The sequence below is a fragment of the Tenacibaculum sp. TB-53 genome, assembly GCF_059716285.2.
In genome coordinates, this window is the sequence record NZ_CM202790.1 from 2,777,911 (window position 1) to 2,800,856 (window position 22,946).

Genomic DNA, 22,946 nt, shown 5'->3' on the forward strand with positions numbered 1-22,946 from the left:
TTCGCTCTTTGAACTGACAAACATTTTTCTAATACCAGTTATAATTTCAAGTTGTAAAAGGTATAAACCCTAAAACAAAATAGCATGAATTTTTTTAATCATAAAACCGACAGGTTATTATTGGGTGTCATTATAGTGCTGTTATTTATCAATCTTTTTACTAAGAGAAATCAAAAATTAGTACCTCAAGAACCTAAAATAACTGTCGTAAAAGACACCGTTTGGCAAACCAAAATAGATACGTTTAAGGTACAAACCATTAAATACCAAAAAGTGTATGTCCATAAAAATGATGTAACCAAGATTGTAAAAGACACCATTTTTATCAAAGACACTAACGACTATGTAACCGCAAAAATATACCGAGATACTTTAAAGAATGCCGATATAGAAATTTATAACTACGATTTGGTAAAAGGAAAATTGTTAGATAGTCAGTTATCGTATAAACTCAAAGTACCCCGAGAAATAACTATTACCAAAACGATTGAGCATCCAAAAACCTACAGAAGTGGCTTGTATCTCTTTACCGACATAGGAGGAAATCCACAAACCTTTGACAACCTTAGTTTCGGATTACAATACAACCGAAAAGGAAAATGGTTTGCTAGTTACCGATTAAATATCAACCAACTCAATCAACCTACCCACAATATAGGTGTAGGATACCGATTGTTGAATTAAAAGAGAAAGAATGAAAAAAATTATAGATATAGAAGGTTTACTTGAATATCTGAAAATACCAGAATTCAAAGAAAAAGGAAGCCAAGAAGTAATTTTAAAGAAAATTACACAACAAGCATTATTTGAAGAAGAAGCGATGCAAATACGAGTTTTTCAACAAGCATACAAGGAAGTTAGTATACCTCAAACCTTGTATATAGATGAAAATAATGTGGCTTATACATTGCATGGATTTAGTTCGGGAGAGGTTTTTTATAAAAACATTTCTTATGATAAAGATGATAGGGTTTTTGATAAAGAAGAACTAGCTAACCTTAAAGAAGTACGTATACCAGATGAAATATATAACCAAGGATATGAATTTTATATAAACGAAGAAAATCATTTAGTAGCGGTAATTTTTGCTACCTATGCTAGTAGTTCTAACGATTATATAAGCTATAAGCCCAGTACTTTTTCATATGTAAAAGAATACGCACCTATACTCACGTATCATTATATAAATGTATATGGTACTTCTGCTAATGAAAAAATAAAAATAGAATCTGAAAATACAGGGGGGCTATTGCATCGTTTTCCAATTTTATCCAGAAGTGGTGCAAGAGGAGAATATACTTATCAATTATCATATTATTATTATAAAAAAGATAGCAATGAAGTTAGAAGAGTTGTACCTGCTGAAGAAGATTATCCTTTTATGGGGATACGAATTCACTTTAAAGACTTAACAACGGTATTAAGTTTTTTAAACCAAACCATCTTTTATTATTACGATGAGTTTAATGATTTCAGATCAAAATGGCGCAGCTATTTTTTAGTAGAAGTTACAGCACATATAGTAAGAATTTTAAATAGAAGTGGAGCCGATGCAAAAAAGGTAGCATTAATATATCACTTATCACAACCTTTATATGATAGGTTTGAAGGGAGTGCCTCTTTGTGGAACACCTTAGAAATTTTAGCAAAAGGATATGTCCGCAATAACTTAAGTATTAATGATGAGGACTTGATAATAAAGCTGTTAAAAATTATTTACCACAGATATACGCATAAACAGATAGAAGAGACATTTGGTAATAGAACTATTAAAACCGAAAAAGAAAAACAACATATAGCTGGTATTAATAATGAATTTATTACCAATTTAATCACCAGAAAAGTAGATGGTAAATTATTGTTATATAAGCTTGTAAAAGGGTTAGATGGAGAGCATTTTCAAACCTATGTGTATTTTATTTGGAAGATCTGGAAAAGTAGCTCATATGCAGACATCAACCCAGAAACAAATAAGCTAATAAACATTACCGAAAAAAGCCCCGTGTTACTAGACTACCGTTCCAATAAAAAATTAGGTTTCTATACTGATAACGCTACGATAGACTGGGAAGGAGAAAAAAACATGATTGATATTGTAGTAAGTGCCAAGACTGGAGAGTTTGAAGAAAAAGAAATAGAAAGAGAAGACATAACACAAAAAATTTTAGTAGAAAAAAAGGTAAAATTAGCATATCAGTACCATCCGTTTGCACCTATAGTACTGGTAAGTAGTGAAAACCCTAAGTTTATCTTAAAAGAAGAAGAAAATTCAAATATATCATTTACCAAACTACCTGCCTTTGTATTGTTTGCCAATAAAGAAAAAGCTTTTTGAGAGAATGTGTTAAAAGGAGTAGGGTATGCAGTAGATATAGTAACCACTGTTTCTGGTGTAGGAAACATCCTTAAAGCAGGTCGTATTTATAGGTTGTTAAAAAATGGAAAAACCTTATTGTATAAAACAGCGCAGGTAACTAAAACTATAGCTACAGCAAAAGCAGTTGCGGGTGTTATAGAAGTAAGTTCAGGTACGGTAAATACCTTATTAAAACTTACAGAACTAGATGATACCGAATTAGGAAAAACCATAACCAAATACCTATTTTACCTAGAAATGTTGTCTTTAGCAGGTGAGGCAACTGCATTGTTAAAAGATAAATTATCTAAAACAGCTAAGGAACTTGTTGAAAATCCCAAACTGACTAAATCATTGGATGACCTTGTCCGAAATGAAAAGATTAGTGAATTAGAAGAGTTTAAATTTTATGAAGAATTATTTACAGTATATAGACAATACATAGAAGACTTAAAAGTATTAGGAATAGTACCAAAATTAACTCATGCAGCAGAAAAAGCATATTTAAGAAGATTGAAACAGGTGTTTTATAAACAGTATAAAAGTGTTTTATTGAAATTAAATTCTGATGTAGTTATTATCGAAAAATGGAATAACATTGCTTTATCAAAGCCATTATTAAAACTAGAGATAGAGGAATTATTAGATTTGAGAAAGTTAAAGAAAAGTGCTTTCAATAAAAATACAGCTATTTTAGAAGTAGATTTGTTAGTTCAGGGAAAAAAAGTAACTTTAAAGTATAAAGCAATTGCAGGAAAAGGACAATCAGCTGAAGGTTTAGTTAAGTCGGCAAACCAAGAAGACCTAATTAGACAATTGGAGTTAAATGACAAAAACGAATTAAACAGTCATTTTCAAGCGATAGACAAACAAACAGGTGATTTAAAAAATCGTTTTCAAGATAGTGAAGTAAAAATGTTAGATACGTTTGATGAAGATTTGTCTGTTTTTCATGTTACATATGGAAAAGAAAACATTCAGGTAACGAATATGAGATTAAATACACTTTATGAACCGTGTATATCTTGTAAAAAACAGATTATTATTCGTCAAGAAATTTATGATATTAAGCGCATAGATGTTAGAGCAGTTTATTTAGGGAAAGGAGAATTTGTTCAAGGAAATAATGATTAAAAAAAATTAGGAATAATCTAAAAAGCATAAATTATGGATATAAAATATTTGAAAAAGCTAGTAGAAAATAAAAAAATAGGAGTAAGAGAGATAAGAGGAGTTTCAGAGGAAGAAATTGACAAAGTAGAAAAAAAATTTAAAATAAAGTTTCCTCAAGCGTATAGAGAATTTCTATTTTTAGCAGGAGACTATTGTGGAGCTTTACCATTGTATGATACTGCAGATTTGGAAACACTAGCATCCGATTGGCATCAAGAAATAATGAAAGAAACAATGGAGGAGTTTGGAACAAAAATTAAGAGGCCCTTTTGGTTATATGCTGAAAGTAATGGTTGTGAGCAATTTGTTTTTTTCTATTTAGATGAAGGAGATGATCCATACATTTATGTTGTAGATTATGATCATAATAATAATTTTGAAACACAAAAAATAGTAAAATCTAAGAATACCTTTAGTAAAGGGATTGAAGGAGCTATTGAACAAGCTTATGATATTGTTGAAAGAGGAATATGGTAAATACCAATAAATAGATTTATATAATAACGCAGGTGTACTAATAAAAAGTGCACCTGTTTTTATTTTGAATTTATATTTTTAAAACAAGTTCTTGAGGCTAGAGGAAAAAAAGTTAGTTTTATAGTAAAGACGGATAGTAGAGTTACAGGTTTTGGAAAATTGAAAGAAATAGATGACGAGTTTAAAGAACTCATTAAAAAGTATACGAAAGAATATAAAAAAAGACAAAAATGAATTTAAAATATATGAAATTGTTAGAGGAAAACCCGATGATAGGGGGGGATTACTCGATAAAAGGCTTAGATGAGAGTCAGATAGTAGCTTTGGAAAAAAAATATAACTTAGACAAAAAAATTTCCTTTAGCTTTTAGAGAGTATTTACTTATAGGAGGGGAAAAAGGAGGCACAGGAGTTGTTGATAATGATTTTGATTGGTTACATGAAGAATGCGAAGAAGATTTAGAATACTGTGGGTATAGTATGGAACGTCCGTATTTTGTTTTTGATAGATTAGATGGACAGTCTAGCATTTTTTATTTAGATGAAGAGGATGAAGATCCTAAGATTTATATATTAGACCCTTATGGAAAAAAAGAAGGAGAGTTTCCTCTAGTTCGTCCCAGCTTTATAGGTACCTTTTCAGGATTAATTAATGAAGCAATTCACAGAATTAAAAACGATATTTCTTTTTAAGAATTCAAAACCATAATATATAAGAAAAACACTTCACTTGACTGTGAGGTGTTTTCTGTTTTTTTTAATAAATTAATATGGAATTAAAATATTTACAAAAATTAAAAGACAACCCAAGCTTAAATCCTAGAATTAAGATAGAAGGGTTAGGGAAAGATAAAATTCAAGAACTAGAGTCTCACTATAATAGAGGAGATAAGTTTCCATTAGCATTTAGAGAATATTTATTTTTAGCTGGTGTAAGAAGTGGAACAGGAGTTGTTGATAATGATTTTGAAGAATTAAGAGAAGATTGCGAAGAAGATTTAGAATATTGTGGGTATAGTATGGAACGTCCGTATTTTGTTTTTGATAGATTAGATGATATTTATAGTATCTTTTTTTTAGACGAAGATAAAGAAGATCCGGATATATATATATATTACATCCTTCAGGGGCTTACGAAGGAAATGAACCTTTTTTAAAAGATGTAAAGTATACGTTTAGTAAAATGATTAATGATGCTATTCATAGAAAACTAAATAATATACCGTTATAGGGTCTAGTAACTTAAATAAGCTTGTTGAAATTCGCTTTAAAACCCGAATAATTGATGATTCGGGTTTTAAAGCGAATTTTAAGTTTTAAAAACTTGTCAGCTCTCTCTATTTTTTTCGACAAACAATAAAACTATGTATAAATGGCGGTACAAGATATTCAAAACTACTCCTATCAAAATATTTTTTCGTTGCAAACAGTTCAGTTTGAAGAATCATGTGTAGTAAACTCACCACAGCAAATAAATCAATACAAAGTATTTTGGATAAAAGAAGGAACAGGTAAGTATAATATCGATTTTAAAAGTTACTCTTTTGAAGATGGAGTATTATTTTTTTTATCACCAGGACAAGTATTTTCAGTAGATTCCGAAAAAATTAAAGAAGCCTATCAACTTAGTTTTACAAGAGATTTTTATTGTATTCAAACACACGATGCAGAGGTATCATGTAATGGAGTATTGTTTAATAATATATATGAAACACCTTTTGTAGTACCTTCAGAAAAAGAAACGCAAAAATTAGATTTTATTCTTCAAAACCTAAAAGAAGAGTTTGAGTTAGAAGAAACAGCCCAATACGATATGCTACAATCGCTTTTAAAACAGTTTATTGTATATTCAGTACGAATAAAAAAAGAAAAAGATGTTGTAAAAGAGAGTGTAGAAACCAAGCTTTTTAAAGATTTTAGCCTATTGGTAGAGCAAAATTTTAAAAAGATACACCGAGTTACAGGATATGCTTATCGGTTAGGCTTATCACCAAAATCACTAACAAAACACCTTCAAAAAATAGGAACGGAAACTCCAAGCGACTTTATAAAAAACAGAATTATTACCGAAGCAAAAAGACTGTTGTTGTATACAGATGATTCTATTAAACAAGTTGCTTTTGATTTAGGATTTAATGATCCTGCGTACTTTTCTCGGTTTTTTACCAAAGCTACAGGGCAATCGCCAAAACAATTTAAAAGAAGCTATAGTTTATAAAAGAAAAAACCACGCAATGCGTGGTAAACTACACAACTAATAAAGTTTTTTGTTACACTAATACAAACAACCTTTTCGACGCCTTAAAAGTACTACTATAAACGTGTTGTTACGTTACCAGTATTTTACGAAACCATGAATTAAAAGCTAGTTTTTTGTAAGAAAAATGTTAGCAAAAATAGCTTGTCCAAGTTTTAAGAACCTTTGTCCATTTTTTAAGGCTTATTCCTGTCGCACCTTTGTATCAGAATTCAAAAACAACGAATTATGAGAACAGAAATTAACCAATGCCCTAATTGTTGGGGATATCAAGAATACGATGAGCAGTTTCCTGAAAGAGAATTATGTAACTGTGAAAAAACAAACTAAAAAGACAACTTTAAAATAGTAAAATTATGAGCACAAGAATTGAAACTTTAAACCCAGAAACCACAACAGGAAAATCAAAAGAATTGTTTGATGCAGTTCAAAATAAGTTAGGATTTATTCCAAACCTAATTAAAGTAATGGGAAATTCACCAGCACTTTTACAAAGCTATCTAAGCTTGGGAGAATTAAATGGAAGCGGGAATTTTTCAAACAAATTTAGAGAGCAATTAGCATTAGTTATAGCAGAAGAAAATGAATGTAACTATTGTTTATCAGCACACACGGCAATAGGAAAAAACAATGGCTTGTCAGAGGAAGAAATTGAACAAAACCGACAAGCAGAGGCTTCTGATGCTAAAACCAAAGCAGGCTTAAAATTTGCACAAAGTGTTACAAAAAACAAAGGAAATGTAAGTTCAGTAGAAATAGCTGAGGTAAAAGCAGCTGGGTATAACGACGGAGATATTTTAGAAATTGTATTAAATGTTGTAGCCAACACCTTAACAAACTATGTAAATCATATAGCAGAAACTGAAGTTGATTTTCCAAAAGTAGAAGCAGGAAAATTCACACAAAATGCATAAAAAACGAATAGCTCTTGTGGCCTTATTTACAAAGTGTAGTTACGGGGTTTTAGGTTACAGAGCTATTCATCTATAAAAAGTAAAATCATAAAAATCAATAAAAATGAAAAAAGTAGTAGCTATTTTAGTATTATTAGTAGGGTTTGCATTTACAGCAAATGCACAAAAAGCAAAAACCATTTCTTTAGAGCAAACAAAAGGAAAATTCACTCAAAAATCGTTAACACTTTCAGAAGGAACTTATGTTTTTGAAATTTCAAACAAGAATGTAGGACACGATGTAGGGTTTGTATTAGCACCAAAAGGAAAAACAGAAGAAAAGCATCATATAAAAAACGCGTATGTAACTTCTTTAGTAAAAAACAACAGTAAGTCAAGCTCTAAAAAAGTAACTTTAACAAAAGGGGAGTACGTGTACTTTTGTCCGCTTAATCCAACACCTCAATATACTTTAACAGTAGAGTAGTGTTTTAATAATTGATTAATAATAAAAAACCCGTTTTTACGGGTTTTTTTTTAATTCAATTTTACAAATCTACTTCCAAGTCCATCGTAGTTATTGTCAGAAATTTCTAAAGTATTTGGTTTTATGAACCTAATAATTCCTGAGAGGACAATTCCTGAAAATTGCTGATCGTTGGAAAGTTGTATAAAACGTTCTTGTTTATTTGAATAAATTGCCTTTTTCATTTCTAGGGTGTATGTACCTTTTGAAATGAGGGAGTCATTTTTTGATATAGAAAACTGATTGTTTTTCAACAAGGTTAATTGTACGTTTTTGTTGAGTGTTTCGGGAGTTTTATGAATATGGTTTCCAAAACCACCATCAGTATTGGTCCAATTCCATGTTCCGACCAAATCGGAATTATCAATCTTATTTATTTGAGTTGAAGCACAAGAAATCAATGCAAAAGCGAATATATAAAGTAGAGTTTTCATGGTAAAGGATTTTTGTTCACTCTTTTATTTTTTGTTCTCTTCCAATTAGGAAATATAAAAAAGCACCAAAAAAGTTAGCTAATAAAACAACGAGAATCCAGACAATTTTATTATTTCCTTTAAATTTACTTTTTAAAATATCAATAAGCGCAATTACTGTTGGAATAATTCCAAGTAATACCACAACTAGAAGTATTATAATTTGCCATACTCCAATCATTCGTAAATAAGCCATCATAACAATATTTTGAGTACTAAAATAGTAAAAATAACAGGAATAAAATAAAAATACTTTCTTAATGTAAAAGAAAAACGCCATTAAGTTTCCATAAAAAGGAGCTTTAATGACGTTTTTAAAATATGGGAAATGATACTATTTATTCATAATATCTTCTATTTCGTCAGCTTCAATAGGTATGTTGCGCATTAAGTTAAATGGCTCACCATTTTCTTGAACAACAACATCGTCCTCTAAACGAATACCAAAACCTTCATCAGGAATGTAAATACCAGGCTCTACTGTAAATACTTGGTTTGCTTGCATTGGTTCATGTAACAATCCGTAGTCATGCGTATCTAAGCCCATGTGGTGAGAAGTACCGTGCATAAAGTATTTTTTGTATGCTGGCCAGTTCGGATCTTCGTTTTGAACATCTGCTTTGTCTAATAATCCTAAGCCTAATAATTCCGAAGTCATTAATTTACCAACCTCAACATGGTACTCAGCCCAAAGAGTTCCTGGAACTAACATTTTTGTAGCGTCGTTTTTTACACGGTTAACAGCATTGTATACCGCTTTTTGCCTGTCGGTAAAACGACCAGAAACAGGTATGGTACGAGTCATATCTGAAGAATAGTTAGCATATTCAGCTCCAACATCCATCAGTAATAAATCACCTGCTTTACATTGTTGGTTGTTTTCAATATAGTGCAATACGTTTGCATTGTTACCAGAAGCAATAATTGGGGTATAAGCGAATTTCTTAGAACGATTTCTGATGAACTCGTGAATGAATTCTGCTTCTATTTCATATTCCCAAACACCAGGTTTTACGAAGTCTAACACACGTCTGAATCCTTTTTCAGTAATGTCACAAGCCGTTTGAATTAAATCAATTTCGATTTGATCTTTTACCGAACGTAAACGTTGTAAAATTGGGTTACTTTTTGCTACTGAATGTGCAGGATATTTGTTTAATAACCATTTAGTAAAACGAGCTTCACGAGTTTCAGTTTCAACACTAGCACGGTAATGTTCGTTCGTGTTGATATAAACCGTATCAGCTAAAGCCATCATTTCAGCTAGTACTTTTTCTAAGTCTTGTAACCAGTATACGTTTTTAATACCGCTAGTCTCTAATGCTCTTTCTTTGGTTAGTTTTTCACCTTCCCATACAGCAATATGCTCGTTAGTTTCACGTAAAAATAGTACTTCACGTAGATTTTCTTTCGGACAATCAGGAAATAAAATTAATATACTTTCTTCTTGGTCAACACCACTTAAAAAGAAAATATCACGGTGTTGTTCAAAAGGTAACGTGCTATCGGCACTTACAGGATAAATATCGTTTGAGTTAAAAATAGCTAAACTACTAGGCTTCATTTGAGCCATGAAGTTTTTACGGTTTTTTATAAATAATTGACTGTTTATTGCGTCGTACTTCATAATGTTTCAATTAAATTGATAAGATTCCCTCAAAAATACGGAAAGAAACTATGCAAATATTAGCCATTTGGCGCTAATTTATGTTTTTTCGAATTCTACTCATATGGCGAGTAGAAATTCCCAAAAAAGAAGCTAAATAATGTAGTGGAACTTCTTGAAGTAGTTTAGGTTCGTTTACGAGTAGTTTTTTATAACGCTCTTCAGGAGTTAAAGTCAGTAAATCAATGCGGTAATCGTCAATCAAAAAAATTTGATGTTCGACTAAGTTGTAATAAAACTGATAAAAGGCCTTATTATGTTTCATTAAATGTTTAAAATCACTTATGTTAATAATCCAAAGCTTGCAGGCACTCAAAGCTTTAATGTTTTTAGGAGAAGGAGTTTGTTGTAAAAAACTTTTTAATGATGAGGTAAAACTATTTTTTAAAGCTAAATAAGTGGTCTTTTCTTCTCCTGAAACCGAGACAGCATGTTGTAAAATGCCACTTTCTATAAAACAAAAATAGGAACAAACGTTTCCTTTTTTAACAAAAAAATCATTTCTAGATAAGGAAAACTCTTTAAAACAGTCAATAATTTCTGGAATTAACATATTTAAGACTTCATTATTTATAATGTTTTGTATGTGCTGTGTAATAGCTTTTTTAGAAGCATCCATTTATGGAAATAAATTTTTAGCTTAAAAGTATAAAAAAGGATGCTTTTTACAGCATCCTTTGAAATAAATTGTATTGATAATTGATTTTAACTCAACTAATCTGGTATAGGCTTTTTATCTAATATTTTAATAACTTCTTTAGTTTTTCAAAGAATTAACATAGAAGCTTTTTAGTAACGAAACTTCAAAAAACGTAATAATTAAAGAAGTAAAATTGTTAACGAGATGTTTTGTTATTATTTTTCCTATTACGATTATTTCGTTTTCTAGGAGTATGTTTTTTAGTGTTTTCTGTTGACACTTTTTTCTTTGAATTAGAAGATGTTTTAAGTGTTTTTTTAGTCGGTTTGTTTCTAGATTGCTGCTTTGGTCGCTCAGTAGTTATTTCATTTTTTATAGTAGATAAATCAAAACCTTCTAATTCAGAAATAGCTATTTTTTGCCCTAATAACTTCTCAATACTTTTTAAATAAGCTTCTTCCTCTTGTGCGACCAAAGAAATTGCTTCGCCACTAGCACCAGCTCTTCCTGTTCTACCAATTCTGTGTACATAGTCTTCAGGAACATTGGGAAGTTCAAAATTAATAACGTGTGGTAATAATGGAATGTCTAATCCACGAGCAGCAATATCGGTAGCTACCAGTACTCTGATAGAATTATCTTTAAAGCCTTTTAGAGCTTTGGTTCTTGCTCCTTGACTTTTGTTACCATGTATAGCTGCTGCTGAAATTCCTCGTTTAATTAGTTTTTCAGTCAACCTATTAGCACCGTGCTTGGTTCGAGTAAAAATTAATACCTGGCTCCAGTTTCCTTTTGAAATTAACTGACCAACCAATTCTGTTTTCTTGCTCTTCGGAACTTTGTATAGTTTCTGATTTACTTTTTCGGCAGTTGTATTTTCAGGAGCTGTTTCAACTAAAACCGGGTTGTGTAAAATACCTTGTGCTAATTTTTTTATTTCTTTTGAAAAAGTTGCCGAAAACAATAAATTTTGACGTTTTTGTGGTAAAAAAGAGATGATTTTTTTAATATCTCGTAAAAACCCCATGTCTAACATTCTGTCGGCTTCATCTAAAACCAAAACATCTACACGTTTTAAAGAAAGTTGATTTTGTTCATGTAAATCAATTAATCTACCAGGAGTAGCTACTAAAATATCTATTCCTTTTTTAAGAGTAGCTATTTGAGAACTTGGTTTTACACCACCAAAAATAGCGGTAGATTTAATGTTTAAATGCGTGCTATATTCGCGCACATTATCATATACTTGAGCTGCTAATTCTCTTGTAGGAGTTAGCACTAATGCTTTAATTGGACGGTATTTCGGATTCTTTTTTTCTGATATGTTTTGTAAAATAGGCAAAGTAAACCCTGCTGTTTTACCGGTTCCAGTTTGTGCAGAGGCTAATACGTCTTTACCTTCTAAAATAACGGGAATTGCTTTTTCTTGAATAGGAGAGGGAGTTTCGTACCCTTTTTCGGTTACAGCTTTCACTAAAGCTTTTGATAAACCTAACGATGTAAATGTCATATATAATTCTTCAGTAGTATTTAAAGAAAATACTACTATGAGCCAGCAAAGGTACTGCTATTTTATTGGGCTTCGGCTATAAATAAAAAAAGCCTTACCTAAGATGCTTCTATATTAATATAACTGATTTAATGAGAGAACTAAAAACAACAATTAAGAAAAGTTGTTATGGTTTCCCTATGTGGAATAAAGCATCTCCCATATTAATGATTGGAAAATTATTTTTAGCAATGATATAGCCATCGTAAGGTGATTTTACGGAAAAGTTTGTTTCTCCATAGGTATCCATAATATACCCTAATATTTGTCCTTTTATTATTTGATTACCATTGTTAACAACAGAAGTAAATAAGCCAGCTACTTTAGCACGAACCCATTTATGTTTATTAATGTGTATTGAAGTAGTGTTTTTAGGTATTTCTATATTTTCACTTATCATTTTAAAATGTTTTAAAACACGAAGTGTTCCGTTAATACCTTGTTTAATAGCATGCTCTTCAAGCCGTAACGATTCTCCTCCTTCATAAACAATTACAGGAATATTATTTTTATAACATTGATTTCTAAAAGACTTCGGAATAAGTTTAGAGCCAAACATAAATGGAGCATTGAAAATATTGGCTAGTTGAACTCCTTTTTTATCTTCAGGAGTGTATCGTATTTGTGGGAAGTTATTTCGTTGTTCACCTCCCGTATGAAAATCAATAGCAAAATCTACATTATTGGTAATTTCTTTCATTAAATAATACGCCATTCTACTAGCTAAAGAACCCGTTTTTGAACCAGGGAAACTACGATTTACATCTTTACCATGCATGTCTCTCGACATATTTAAAAAGCCAAACACATTAAGTAAAGGAACCACGATAACACAACCTCGGTGAATTTTGTACGATTTATCAATTAACATTCTTCTGACTAATTCAATACTATTTACTTCATCTCCGTGTAGACCACCCTGTAGTAGAATAGTAGGACCTAATTGATTACCATTAAAAATATACACAGGAATTTCTATTAGAGTACCTGTAGGTAACCTATCAATTGGAATCTTAATTAATTTAGATTCGCCTAAACCAATTTTTTGTCCACGAATTTCTATGATTTCGTTTTTAAAATTTTGTTCGAACATTTTCTTCTAAAAATTTAATAATAACTTTAGCAATATTGTCTTTGGTGTAGGATTCAATTCCTTGTAAGCCAGGAGTTGAGTTGACTTCAATTAATAGAGGTCCTCTTTTTGATCGAATCATATCAACGCCAGCAATAGGAAGTTCTAAGTGTTGAGCTGCTTTAATAGCTATTTCTTCTTCTTCGGGAGTTAATGTAACCTTGTGTCCGCTACCTCCTTTATGAATGTTAGAACGAAAGTCCCCCTCGAGCCCTTTACGTTTCATAGAAGATACCACTTTGCCATTTACAATAAAAGCACGAATATCTTCACTGTTACTTTCCTGAATAAATTCTTGTAGTAAAATACTGGTATTTGTTCCGTGCATAGTATCAATAATAGACATCGCAGATTTTTTGCTTTCAGCTAAAATTACTCCAGAGCCATGTGTTCCTTCTTGTAGCTTAATAATTACAGGAGAACCACCTAATAAATCTATTTGCTCACCAATATTTTCAGCGTCAACAGAAAAAACAGTCTGCGGAATAGGAAGTCCATTTCTACTCATTATTTGTAAAGTACGAGCTTTGTTCTGTGCATCAACAATACCTAAATAACTAGCAGTACTATATACTCCGTTCATTTCAAACTCTTTTACAACTGTTGTTCCATGTTTCATGGCTGAAACACCTATTCGAGGAATAATAACATCAGGAATATCAATAATATTTTTACCGTTGTATAGAATAGCAGGTTTACCATCGCCAAGTTTTATAAAACATTTTAAATGGTTTATAATTTCAACTTTATGTCCACGACGACTTGCCTCTTTATATATTCTTTGTGTTGAATAAATCTGGTCACTAACAGAAAGAATAAAAATAGTCATAACCTAAAAATTTTGAGGTTAAACAAAGCTACTAATTTTTTTGTTTGACAAGAACTTCAAAAAGAAGTCTCTCAATATTCTGTTAATTTTTTTGAAATAGTTTTTGCTTACAGTATTTTCACTTCTTCTAAACCAAATTATAATGAGAACCTTAGCCAAAGCTTTAATAGCTTTATTTCCGTTTACAGTAGCTGCACAGCAACCTACATCTGCAGAGAAAATACAACAAGCTTTACAACAAAAAGAAGCATTAACTTTAACTTCTACAGTAAAAAATATTCCCTTTAAAAATATAGGACCTACAGTGATGAGTGGGCGTGTAGTGGATATTGATGTAAACCCAGCAAATACTACAGAGTTTTATGTAGGTTATGCTTCAGGAGGAGTATGGCATACTGATAATAACGGAACAACTTTTACTCCAATTCTAGACAACTCTCCTACACAAAACGTAGGAGATATTGCTGTAGATTGGAAAAATGGAACAATTTGGGTTGGTACAGGAGAAAATAATTCTTCTCGATCATCGTATGCAGGAATCGGAATTTTAAAATCTACCGATAAAGGTAAAACTTGGACAAACGTTGGGTTACTCGATTCACATCATATTGGACGAATTTTAATCAATCCAAAAAATCCTGATGAAGTAATAGTAGGTTCTATAGGACATTTATATTCATCAAACAATGAAAGAGGAATTTTTAAAACTACAGATGGAGGAAAAACCTGGATAAAAACCTTATTTATTGATGAAAATACTGGAATTATAGATATTCAACCTGTACCAAATAACTTCAATATTTTATATGCTGCTGCTTGGGAGCGTGAACGTAAAGCATGGAATTTTGATGGAGATGGAAAAAATTCTGCAATTTATAAATCAACAGATGCTGGGAGTACATGGACTAAAATTTCTGATAACAATGGTTTCCCCAATGGAGATGGAGTAGGAAGAATTGGTTTAGCAGTATATGATCAAAACACGGTATATGCTTTTCACGATAGTCAATTCCGAAGAAAAAAAGATCCTGCTAAGAAAGAGAAGGGAGCAGGAGCCTTAACAAAAGAGGAGCTTGCATCAATTTCGGCAGATGAACTTTTGAATATGAAAGACAAAAAATTGAATTCATATATCAAAATGAATGGTCTTCAAGAAAAATATCGTGCGGAAAATATTAAGCAAATCATTCGCTCAAGTCCGGGAGAAATGAAACCAAGTGATTTAATTGGTTATTTAAAAGATGCAAATGCAGCGTTATTTGATACTCCAGTAATAGGAGCGGAGGTTTTTAAGACTACTGATGGAGGAAAAACATGGAAAAAAACACATGAAGGGCATTTAGATGATTTATACTATTCGTATGGGTATTATTTTGGAGAAATTCGTGTTGATCCTCAAGACAAAAATGGAATCTATGTATTGGGAGTTCCAATTTTAAAGTCGAAAGATGGTGGAAAAACATTTACATCTATTAGTAAAGAAAATGTACATGCCGATCATCAAGCATTATGGGTGAACCCTAAAAAACAGGGACACCTAATTGATGGAAACGATGGTGGGTTAAATATTTCATATGATGATGGTGAAAGCTGGATTAAATTAAACCAACCAGCAGTTGGGCAATTTTATACTGTATATGCTGATAATCAAGAAGTGTACAAGGTATATGGAGGATTACAAGACAACGGAGTTTGGGTAGGAAACCACAATGCAAAAATTGACAAAAGCTGGCATCAAACAGGACAAAATCCTTACGAAAGTTTAATGGGAGGTGACGGAATGCAAGTTGCAGTTGATGACAGAAATCCGAATATTGTGTATACAGGGTATCAATTTGGAAACTATTATCGAATTGATAGAGCAACAGGAAAGCAAACCTATATTCAGCCGAAACCAAAAAAAGATAAACCAGCATATCGATTCAATTGGCAAACTCCTATTCAGCTATCAAAACACAATCAAGATATTTTATATTTAGGAGGAAATAAGTTACACCGTTCTTTAAATAAAGGTGATGATTGGGAAGAAATTTCTGGAGATTTAACCAAAGGAGAAAAGGAAGGAAATGTAGCTTACGGAACGTTAACTACTATTTCTGAAAGCCCATTCCAATTTGGGTTAATCTACGTAGGTTCTGATGATGGATTGGTACAAGTAACTAAAAACGGAGGAGGAAATTGGGAGAAAACCTCTAATTCTTTACCCCAAAATTTATGGGTAAGTCGTGTAATAGCTTCAAAATATAAAAAAGAGCGTGTATATGTTACGTTAAACGGATATCGTTTTGATGATTTTACACCGTATGTATACATGTCTGATGACTATGGAAAAACATGGAAAAATATAAGTAGTAATATTCCAGCTTCTGCGGTAAATGTGATTAAGGAAGATCCTAAAAAAGAGAATGTCCTATACTTAGGAACTGACAACGGATTGTATGTTTCTTTCAATCAAGGTTCAACATGGGAAGCTTTTAGCAACGGATTGCCAAATGTTGCAGTACACGATTTAGTAATTCAACCTAAAGCAAAACATTTATTAGTAGGAACGCATGGGCGTAGTTTGTACAAAGCGAATATTACTTCTTTACAAGAATTTGATAACAAAGAAGCTATTTTCAGTATGAAGGATATTAAGAAAAGAAAATCTTGGGGTAGTTCTTGGAGTAAATGGTTAGAACCAAATACACCAAAAATCACAATTCCTTTTTATGTAAATGCAGATAAAGAAGTTGTGTTAGAAATATATTCGGGTAAAGTTTTGGTAAATACTATAAAGGCTAAAGCAACAAAAGGATTTAATGAAGTAGTGTACGATGTTTCTTTTTCTGAAAAAGGAAGAAAAAAGTACTTAAAGAAAAACAAAGAAGCTAAGGTAAAAAAAGCAAAGAATAACAAGTATTATTTACCTAAAGGGAAATATAAAGTAACAGTGGGTGAGTTAAGTCAAACATTTGAAGTTCTTTAACAAAGAGATTATAAAAGAGAAAAACAAAACTGTTTTTCTCTTTTTTTGAAATAAAATTTACACAACTTAATAAAGAAACATTACTATTTTTGCGGTATGGGAATAATACGTGTAAACGACATTCGTGTTTTTACAAATCACGGATGCTTAGATGAAGAAGCAAGAATCGGTTCGGAATATAGAGTTGATATTGAAGTAAAAGCTGATTTACAAACATCTGCAAAAACAGATAATTTGGTTGATACGGTAGATTATGTGCATTTGAATCAAATTGTAAAAGAAGAAATGGCGATTCGTTCTAAATTATTAGAGCATGTTGCTCAACGAATTTTAAGTAGAATTTTTAAAGAAATACAACTTGTTGATGAAGCGGAGGTTAGCGTAGCAAAAATTAACCCACCCATTGGAGGGAACGTTGCTGAGGTAGCAATTGTTTTATCAGATGTGCGTAAAAAGTAAAAAAAGCTTGCAAAAAAAGATAAAAGCTGTAAATTTGCAGTCCTTATCAATATAAGGTGTCGTGGCCGAGTGGCTAGGCAGTGGTCTGCAACACCATCTACAGCGGTTCGAATCCGCTCGACACCTCAAAAAGCTCATCAAATTTGATGAGCTTTTTTGTTTAATTCTATTTGGGGCATTTGTTGCTGCCACAAATTGTAATATTTTCCTTTAGAAGCATATAGTTCTTTATGGTTTCCTTGCTCTAAAACGTTTCCTTTATTTAAAACTACAATTTCATCAGCATTAATTACAGTACTTAATCTATGAGCAATAATGATAATAGTTTTGTTCTCTTGACGTAGCCTTTCTACAGCTTTTTGAATATAGTTTTCTGAAGTAGAATCTAAAGATGAGGTAGCTTCATCTAAAACGAGTATTTCAGGTTGTTTGTACAAAGCTCTAGCGATTGCTATTCGTTGTTTTTGACCTCCAGATAAAGTAGCTCCGTTTTCTCCTAAATAGGTGTTAAAACCATTAGGTAAACCTTCAATGAACTCTAAAATACCTATAGATTTACAAATTTCAATAATTAGTTCCATGTTTGGAGCAAAATAACCAACAGCAATATTGTCAACTACATTTCCTGCAAATAAATCTATTTTTTGAGGAACTACACTTACTAACTCCCGTAGACTTTCATGTTGAATATATTTTAAGTCTAAATCTCCCAGTGTAATATGTCCTTTTTGAATAGGATATAAATTTTGTAATAGTGAAATTAAGGTTGATTTTCCTGAGCCACTTTCACCAACAATGGCGGTAATATTCCCTTTTTTAATTTTTAAATTAAAATCTGTAAAAACTTGTACTCTTGTTCCGTAACGAAAAGCTACATTTTTAAACTCAATATCTCCTATTTTTTCTTTTGTAAGAACTACTTTTTCTGTGTTTTCTTCACGCTCTAAATCCATAATTTCAAACAAACGATCTGCAGCAATTAAAGCATTTTGTATTTGTTTATTAGCACCTATCAAGCTAGCAACAGGATTCATAAAGTAGCCAATAATAGCGTAAAAAGACATTAATTCACCAGCAGTTATTTGCCTTTCAATTACAAAATAAGACCCACTCCATAATAAAACTATAGTAAACAACTGTGCGATAAAAGTAGTTGAGGTTCCAGAAAAAACTGAGTTTAAAGCCGATTTGTAACCTATGTGTAATAAACTTATAAAACGTGTTTCTGTTTTTATATTGGCAAAACTTTCTAAACCAAAACGCTTTATGGTGCCTACTGAGTTTAAAGACTCTACTAACTGACTTTCTAAATCAGCAGAACGTTCCATTATTTTACGTTCTGTTTTCTTGTTTAGTTTATTAATGATGAAATATACTGTTAAATAGAAAGGAATTACCAACAACATAATTAACGCTAATTTCCAGTGATACATGAACATCAACCCAAAAGAGAAAAACAAAATAAGAATGTTTACTGTTAAACTTAGCGACACTCCGTTGATAAAAGTTCTAATTTTTACAGCATCATTAATACGAGAAATAATTTCTCCTACTCGCATGGTATCAAAAAACTGTTGAGGTAGTTTTAATAAATGTTTGTAGTAGCCTAAAATTAATCGAGCATCAATTTGTTGCCCTGTTTTTATTAAAAATACATCTTTATACACCCCGATAATTATTTGTACAGCTAGTAGCGCAAGCATTATAATACTGAGTAAGTTCAATAACTTAGTATTACCGCCTACCAATACATAATCTGTAATTTTTTGTATGTATATGGATGTTGAAAAACCTAAGAGGGTATAAATAACAGCACCTATTAAAGCTTGTAACAAAACAAACTTGTGAGGCTTTAGTAAAAACCAAAAACGTTTGATTACAGACACCTTTTCATTACCTGCTGAAAACTCTTCTTTAGGTAGGAGTAAGACCAAAATACCTGTCCATTCTTTTAAAAAGGCCTCATGTGTTTTTTTATGGATTTTCCCATCACCTGGATCCATAATTTTTATGTACTCTTTGGTAACTTCGTAAATAACCACATAATGCTGTAACTGTTCTCTAACAATTACATGGGCTATGGTTGGTTTAGGTATTTTAAACAAACTATCGAGTTCACCACGTACTCCTTTGGCTTCAAAGCCTAGTTTTTCAGCAGCTTCTATAAGGCCTAATACATTAGTTCCTTTTTTATCGGTACCTGCATATTGACGTATACGCGCAATAGGAAGTTGTAACTTATAATGTGCTGAGATAGATGCCAAACAAGCGGCACCACAGTCGGTAATATCGTGTTGTTTTATGGTAATTTTTGCCATTCTTTTTCAGTTTAGAGAGGCAAAGAAAGGTATGTTTAGCGCAATTTGATTGCAGGGGGTGGAATTTATATGCCGTTCTAAAAAAGCTATTACTTGTTTTGTTAATGTATATTTTAAAAAATGTAAAGGCACAAGTGTGATGCTTTCGTAAGAGAGACTTATTTTAATATATATGCACGAATTGTAAATCCGCGCCACCACTATTAAAAAATAACCATTATAACAAAATTATTTAAGCAATGAAAGAGTAATCCATATGTAAACCCGTATTTTACCCTAAAAAATCCTATCAATATACCGCTTAAGATTTGCGGTAAAATTAGAATAGGAACTATATATGGGTTAAGAATTTCAGTAATATTAGAAAAATGCATGAAAGCAAACGCCATAGTAAAAAAATAAAATATAAACGGAAATTTATTTCTCCAAAAAAAACGTATTTTTTGATTATACTTGCTAATTAAAGAATATCCAAAAAATGTAATAATAGAAGAAAACATTAACCTTTCTAGTAGGTTTTTTGAAAAATCTAAAAGGTTTTGATTAAAAAAAAGAACTGAGGTTAAAAAAAAAGAACAAATAAAAATGGAAACTAAAAAGTTATTTTTTTTATAAACCATAGAAAGTCGAAACATTAATTCTTCAAGCATAGGCACAAGAAAAACACCATATAAAAGAATTTTGAAAATGCTCCACTTTTTTGTTTTTTCTACAACTAAGTTCTGCTCTTTAATATTGAAAATATAAAAAGCAATTCCCATTATTATTAATATTAATAAAAAATAAAACAAATATACTTTTAAGATATTTTTTAATTTATTCTTGACATGTATATCTACTTTACTGAAATCAGGTCTAGATAAAAATTTAATTATACTCTTATACAACTTTAATAATTTAAATTAAAAAACATTAACACTTTAAAAGTGTTAATGTTTTTTCAATAGGTTAGCTTGTCTATCCAGGTACAACTTTATCAATTATATCAGCACACCAAGATATTATATTTCCTACTGTTTCGGCTGCAGCCCTTACATGTTGACCAGCTGCATACCCAGCATCATAAGCATCTTGATTGCCTCCATCAATAGTTAGCAATTCTTCTGTAGTTAAATTTTTAAGATTCATTTTTATAGTTTTTATTTTAATTATACTTGATGATGTTCTACGCCATTTACTGCGTCAAAAAAACCATGGACTAAGGAAGTTGTTGTGTCAACTGCCCTAGTGAACTCTTCCCAAGAGTAAAACCAACCTCCATTTATATCTAATAATTCGCTTTTAGTGTTTATCTCCTGAACCCCAAGACTTTCTAAATTTTTCATAAAAATAAAATTTTTTAATTAATATTTGATTTTTGGTTGTGGTTTCGACTACGCTTAATCACCTAGTAATAGGGATAACATAAAAAATCACAATCCATATCAAAACTAACCCAAATATGTGCACCTATTCTTGTTTGTTTTGATGCTACAAGTATAGTTTCGTTCACTGCAACTAACTTGCAATGTGCAAGTTATTTTGTAAAAAGTAACTACCCCCAAATATTTGGGTTACCTCATTGTTCGTTAATACATTTACTGAGATAGATACTTGTAAATCAAAATCATCACAATAGTAATAAGTTTTTCTACTTCTGCTATAACAGATATTTGCATTGTAATCTTTTAATTGTTCTACTAATAAATGAACCGAACGTTGGCTAATTTGTAATAAGTTAGCCAATTCTTTAGGAGTTCCTGTATTCTCGTTTGTAATTAAATTATGCAGTTGCTGTAAGCGTTCTAATGTTTTTAAGTTTTTCATACTTCTTCCTTTTTCTATATGTTTTAGTGAGTTCTTAATACATTTTTTGGTGGTTTCGACTTCGTTCAACCAACAAAAATTACTCGAACTGATATGTTATTAATTGTTATGTAATAATTGAGTACTAGGATTCAACCAATCATCTATTTTATCATATAATAAGTCAAATAATGAACGTTCTGTGAGTTCAAAACGAGCATTTACCAACATCCCTTTTTTTAGCTGACCTTTAAAACCATTTTTTAACGTTAAAAAACGTTGGTTTAAAGAACATGCTACTCTAAACATGGGCGTATCGTTCACTATTTGTATGTCGTTTCCTACTTCTAGTATGTTTCCTGTTGCTAACCCCCACTGGTTATAATTAAAGGCACTTACTTGAAAATTTACCTTGTTTTCTTTTTTTAGCAATCCAATATCACTTGGGCTTATAAAACACTCAACAATCAAATCAGATTTTGGAGATATTTCAGCAAGTTGAGTACCAGAAGGAATAAAACTTCCTTTTTCAATTCCTTTCACATTTAATAAAGTACCCGAAACAGGAGCTTTTATGATTGATAAATTAGTACTCTCTTGTAGTTGAGTATGATTGTTTTTTAGCTCTTTTAATTGATTTTGATAGTCTACCAATTGTGATTGCCAAGTACTCGACTGTTGCTTTTTATATTGATAAATAGCATTCAGCGCCAAATCATATTCTAATTGACTATTGTTTAATTCAACTTTAGCAATAACTCCTTTTTTAAATAATTGTTGATTCCGTTTATAATCATCTTTTAGTTTTTTAAAGCGAGTACGTAACTCATTTAATTTTTGTTGGTAAAAATTATATTCTTGTTGATACTTTGATGATTGTATTTGGGTTACTTGTTTTTTGCTTTTAGATAAAAACTCTAAATCTTCAATAAAAGCTTTAATTTCATGCGTCTGACTTTCAATGTTTTCAATTTTTTGAGTAATAGCTAAATTGTTTACCAGTAATAAGGTATCTCCTTCATGTATTTCTTGATTATTTTTAAGTTGATGGAAAATAACTTTACCATTAGTGCTGTTTTGTAAAGAAATTCGTTCTTTATCGGGGCGTATCAACCCTTGTGAAGTATTGTAAATAGTTATTTTAATAAAAGGTAAAGAAGCTATAGTAATTATTAAAGCTACTAAAAAGACACTATAAATAATTTTACTTTTGTTGGTGTGCTTAAACTGATGCACTTCGGTACTGTTTTCAATAATTTCTTTAGGAAATATTTGTTTGCTCATAACTTTTTTAAAATAAAACCCCTTTATTTATGAGAACAAAAAGTAAAAATAAAGGGGTGGTTTTTCTTTTTCACGTATAACTTTCCCTGTCTACGAATACACTACAAACCAACGCAAAATAAATGCAGTAAAAAATCCATATATAGCGAGATTTATAAAAA

The 22,946-nt window shown here is 31.1% G+C and carries 24 protein-coding genes and 1 tRNA gene; 12 read left to right on the forward strand and 13 right to left on the reverse strand.

Going from position 1 to position 22,946, the window contains the following annotated elements; translation table 11 throughout:
* Window positions 1-84 precede the first annotated feature (84 nt).
* From AC3VJB_RS12695 to AC3VJB_RS12735, 9 genes are all read left to right on the forward strand, one after another.
* Entirely contained in the window at window positions 85-684 is a 600-nt protein-coding gene (locus tag AC3VJB_RS12695) for a hypothetical protein (protein ID WP_437823570.1), read from the forward strand.
* A gap of 10 nt (window positions 685-694) precedes the next feature.
* Entirely contained in the window at window positions 695-2,335 is a 1,641-nt protein-coding gene (locus tag AC3VJB_RS12700) for a hypothetical protein (RefSeq protein ID WP_497667219.1), read from the forward strand.
* Window positions 2,336-2,341: 6 nt separating this feature from the next.
* Window positions 2,342-3,490 (forward strand): hypothetical protein, encoded by a 1,149-nt coding sequence (locus tag AC3VJB_RS12705; RefSeq protein ID WP_497667220.1) that lies wholly within the window; start codon window positions 2,342-2,344, stop codon window positions 3,488-3,490.
* A 33-nt stretch (window positions 3,491-3,523) separates the two neighbouring features.
* Window positions 3,524-4,006: an SMI1/KNR4 family protein gene (locus tag AC3VJB_RS12710; RefSeq protein ID WP_173360496.1), complete on the forward strand. Its 483-nt coding sequence runs from the start codon at window positions 3,524-3,526 to the stop codon at window positions 4,004-4,006.
* 480 nt (window positions 4,007-4,486) lie between these two features.
* The gene (locus AC3VJB_RS12715; RefSeq protein ID WP_437823572.1) at window positions 4,487-4,699 is read left to right on the forward strand and encodes a hypothetical protein; all 213 of its coding nucleotides are present in this window, start codon (window positions 4,487-4,489) and stop codon (window positions 4,697-4,699) included.
* A gap of 77 nt (window positions 4,700-4,776) precedes the next feature.
* A complete protein-coding gene (locus AC3VJB_RS12720) occupies window positions 4,777-5,163 on the forward strand; it encodes a hypothetical protein (protein ID WP_437823573.1) in 387 nt (128 codons plus the stop codon).
* A gap of 215 nt (window positions 5,164-5,378) precedes the next feature.
* Window positions 5,379-6,224 (forward strand): helix-turn-helix domain-containing protein, encoded by an 846-nt coding sequence (locus tag AC3VJB_RS12725; protein ID WP_073182401.1) that lies wholly within the window; start codon window positions 5,379-5,381, stop codon window positions 6,222-6,224.
* A 395-nt stretch (window positions 6,225-6,619) separates the two neighbouring features.
* Window positions 6,620-7,177: a carboxymuconolactone decarboxylase family protein gene (locus AC3VJB_RS12730; RefSeq protein ID WP_173360493.1), complete on the forward strand. Its 558-nt coding sequence runs from the start codon at window positions 6,620-6,622 to the stop codon at window positions 7,175-7,177.
* Between the two features lie 103 nt (window positions 7,178-7,280).
* Window positions 7,281-7,643: a cupredoxin domain-containing protein gene (locus tag AC3VJB_RS12735; protein ID WP_073182403.1), complete on the forward strand. Its 363-nt coding sequence runs from the start codon at window positions 7,281-7,283 to the stop codon at window positions 7,641-7,643.
* Window positions 7,644-7,693: 50 nt separating this feature from the next.
* On the opposite strand, the gene AC3VJB_RS12740 is transcribed toward AC3VJB_RS12735, so the two are convergent.
* From AC3VJB_RS12740 to AC3VJB_RS12770, 7 genes are all read right to left on the reverse strand, one after another.
* Window positions 7,694-8,116 carry a hypothetical protein gene (locus tag AC3VJB_RS12740; RefSeq protein ID WP_073182404.1) on the reverse strand — a complete coding sequence of 141 codons (423 nt, stop codon included), beginning with the start codon at window positions 8,114-8,116 and terminating at the stop codon, window positions 7,694-7,696.
* A 16-nt stretch (window positions 8,117-8,132) separates the two neighbouring features.
* Complete coding sequence (locus AC3VJB_RS12745; protein WP_164505162.1) at window positions 8,133-8,354, reverse strand: PLD nuclease N-terminal domain-containing protein; 222 nt, start codon at window positions 8,352-8,354, stop codon at window positions 8,133-8,135.
* Between the two features lie 135 nt (window positions 8,355-8,489).
* Window positions 8,490-9,782, reverse strand: coding sequence for an aminopeptidase P family protein (locus AC3VJB_RS12750; protein WP_073182405.1), 1,293 nt, complete (start codon window positions 9,780-9,782; stop codon window positions 8,490-8,492).
* A gap of 73 nt (window positions 9,783-9,855) precedes the next feature.
* Window positions 9,856-10,440, reverse strand: a complete 585-nt coding sequence (locus tag AC3VJB_RS12755; protein WP_073182406.1) for a Crp/Fnr family transcriptional regulator — start codon at window positions 10,438-10,440, stop codon at window positions 9,856-9,858.
* Between the two features lie 217 nt (window positions 10,441-10,657).
* Window positions 10,658-11,971 (reverse strand): DEAD/DEAH box helicase, encoded by a 1,314-nt coding sequence (locus AC3VJB_RS12760; RefSeq protein WP_073182407.1) that lies wholly within the window; start codon window positions 11,969-11,971, stop codon window positions 10,658-10,660.
* 166 nt (window positions 11,972-12,137) lie between these two features.
* On the reverse strand, window positions 12,138-13,103 hold the full coding sequence (locus AC3VJB_RS12765; RefSeq protein ID WP_073182408.1) for a succinylglutamate desuccinylase/aspartoacylase family protein: 966 nt from the start codon (window positions 13,101-13,103) through the stop codon (window positions 12,138-12,140).
* Complete coding sequence (locus AC3VJB_RS12770; RefSeq protein WP_073182409.1) at window positions 13,084-13,971, reverse strand: RimK family alpha-L-glutamate ligase; 888 nt, start codon at window positions 13,969-13,971, stop codon at window positions 13,084-13,086. The genes AC3VJB_RS12765 and AC3VJB_RS12770 overlap by 20 nt, the downstream gene beginning before the upstream one ends.
* A 142-nt stretch (window positions 13,972-14,113) precedes the next feature.
* Here AC3VJB_RS12770 and AC3VJB_RS12775 point away from each other — a divergent pair, with 142 nt between their 5' ends.
* The 3 genes from AC3VJB_RS12775 to AC3VJB_RS12785 all read left to right on the forward strand — a co-directional run bounded on the left by AC3VJB_RS12775 (window position 14,114) and on the right by AC3VJB_RS12785 (window position 17,524).
* Window positions 14,114-16,939 (forward strand): VPS10 domain-containing protein, encoded by a 2,826-nt coding sequence (locus AC3VJB_RS12775; RefSeq protein ID WP_497667221.1) that lies wholly within the window; start codon window positions 14,114-14,116, stop codon window positions 16,937-16,939.
* A gap of 96 nt (window positions 16,940-17,035) precedes the next feature.
* Window positions 17,036-17,398: a dihydroneopterin aldolase gene (gene folB, locus AC3VJB_RS12780; protein ID WP_159488773.1), complete on the forward strand. Its 363-nt coding sequence runs from the start codon at window positions 17,036-17,038 to the stop codon at window positions 17,396-17,398.
* 55 nt (window positions 17,399-17,453) lie between these two features.
* Window positions 17,454-17,524 (forward strand) — tRNA-Cys (locus tag AC3VJB_RS12785).
* 11 nt (window positions 17,525-17,535) lie between these two features.
* Here the strand turns inward: AC3VJB_RS12785 and AC3VJB_RS12790 are convergent.
* The 6 genes from AC3VJB_RS12790 to AC3VJB_RS12815 form a co-directional block, all read right to left on the reverse strand.
* Window positions 17,536-19,716 (reverse strand): peptidase domain-containing ABC transporter, encoded by a 2,181-nt coding sequence (locus AC3VJB_RS12790; protein ID WP_159488775.1) that lies wholly within the window; start codon window positions 19,714-19,716, stop codon window positions 17,536-17,538.
* Between the two features lie 203 nt (window positions 19,717-19,919).
* Window positions 19,920-20,477, reverse strand: a complete 558-nt coding sequence (locus AC3VJB_RS12795; protein WP_159509223.1) for a CPBP family glutamic-type intramembrane protease — start codon at window positions 20,475-20,477, stop codon at window positions 19,920-19,922.
* 196 nt (window positions 20,478-20,673) lie between these two features.
* Window positions 20,674-20,844, reverse strand: coding sequence for a hypothetical protein (locus tag AC3VJB_RS12800; protein WP_159488781.1), 171 nt, complete (start codon window positions 20,842-20,844; stop codon window positions 20,674-20,676).
* A gap of 20 nt (window positions 20,845-20,864) precedes the next feature.
* Window positions 20,865-21,041, reverse strand: coding sequence for a hypothetical protein (locus tag AC3VJB_RS12805; protein ID WP_159488783.1), 177 nt, complete (start codon window positions 21,039-21,041; stop codon window positions 20,865-20,867).
* Between the two features lie 172 nt (window positions 21,042-21,213).
* Window positions 21,214-21,522 (reverse strand): DNA-binding protein, encoded by a 309-nt coding sequence (locus AC3VJB_RS12810; protein ID WP_167712557.1) that lies wholly within the window; start codon window positions 21,520-21,522, stop codon window positions 21,214-21,216.
* Between the two features lie 99 nt (window positions 21,523-21,621).
* Window positions 21,622-22,785: an HlyD family secretion protein gene (locus AC3VJB_RS12815; protein ID WP_159488787.1), complete on the reverse strand. Its 1,164-nt coding sequence runs from the start codon at window positions 22,783-22,785 to the stop codon at window positions 21,622-21,624.
* Between the last annotated feature and the right edge of the window lie 161 nt (window positions 22,786-22,946).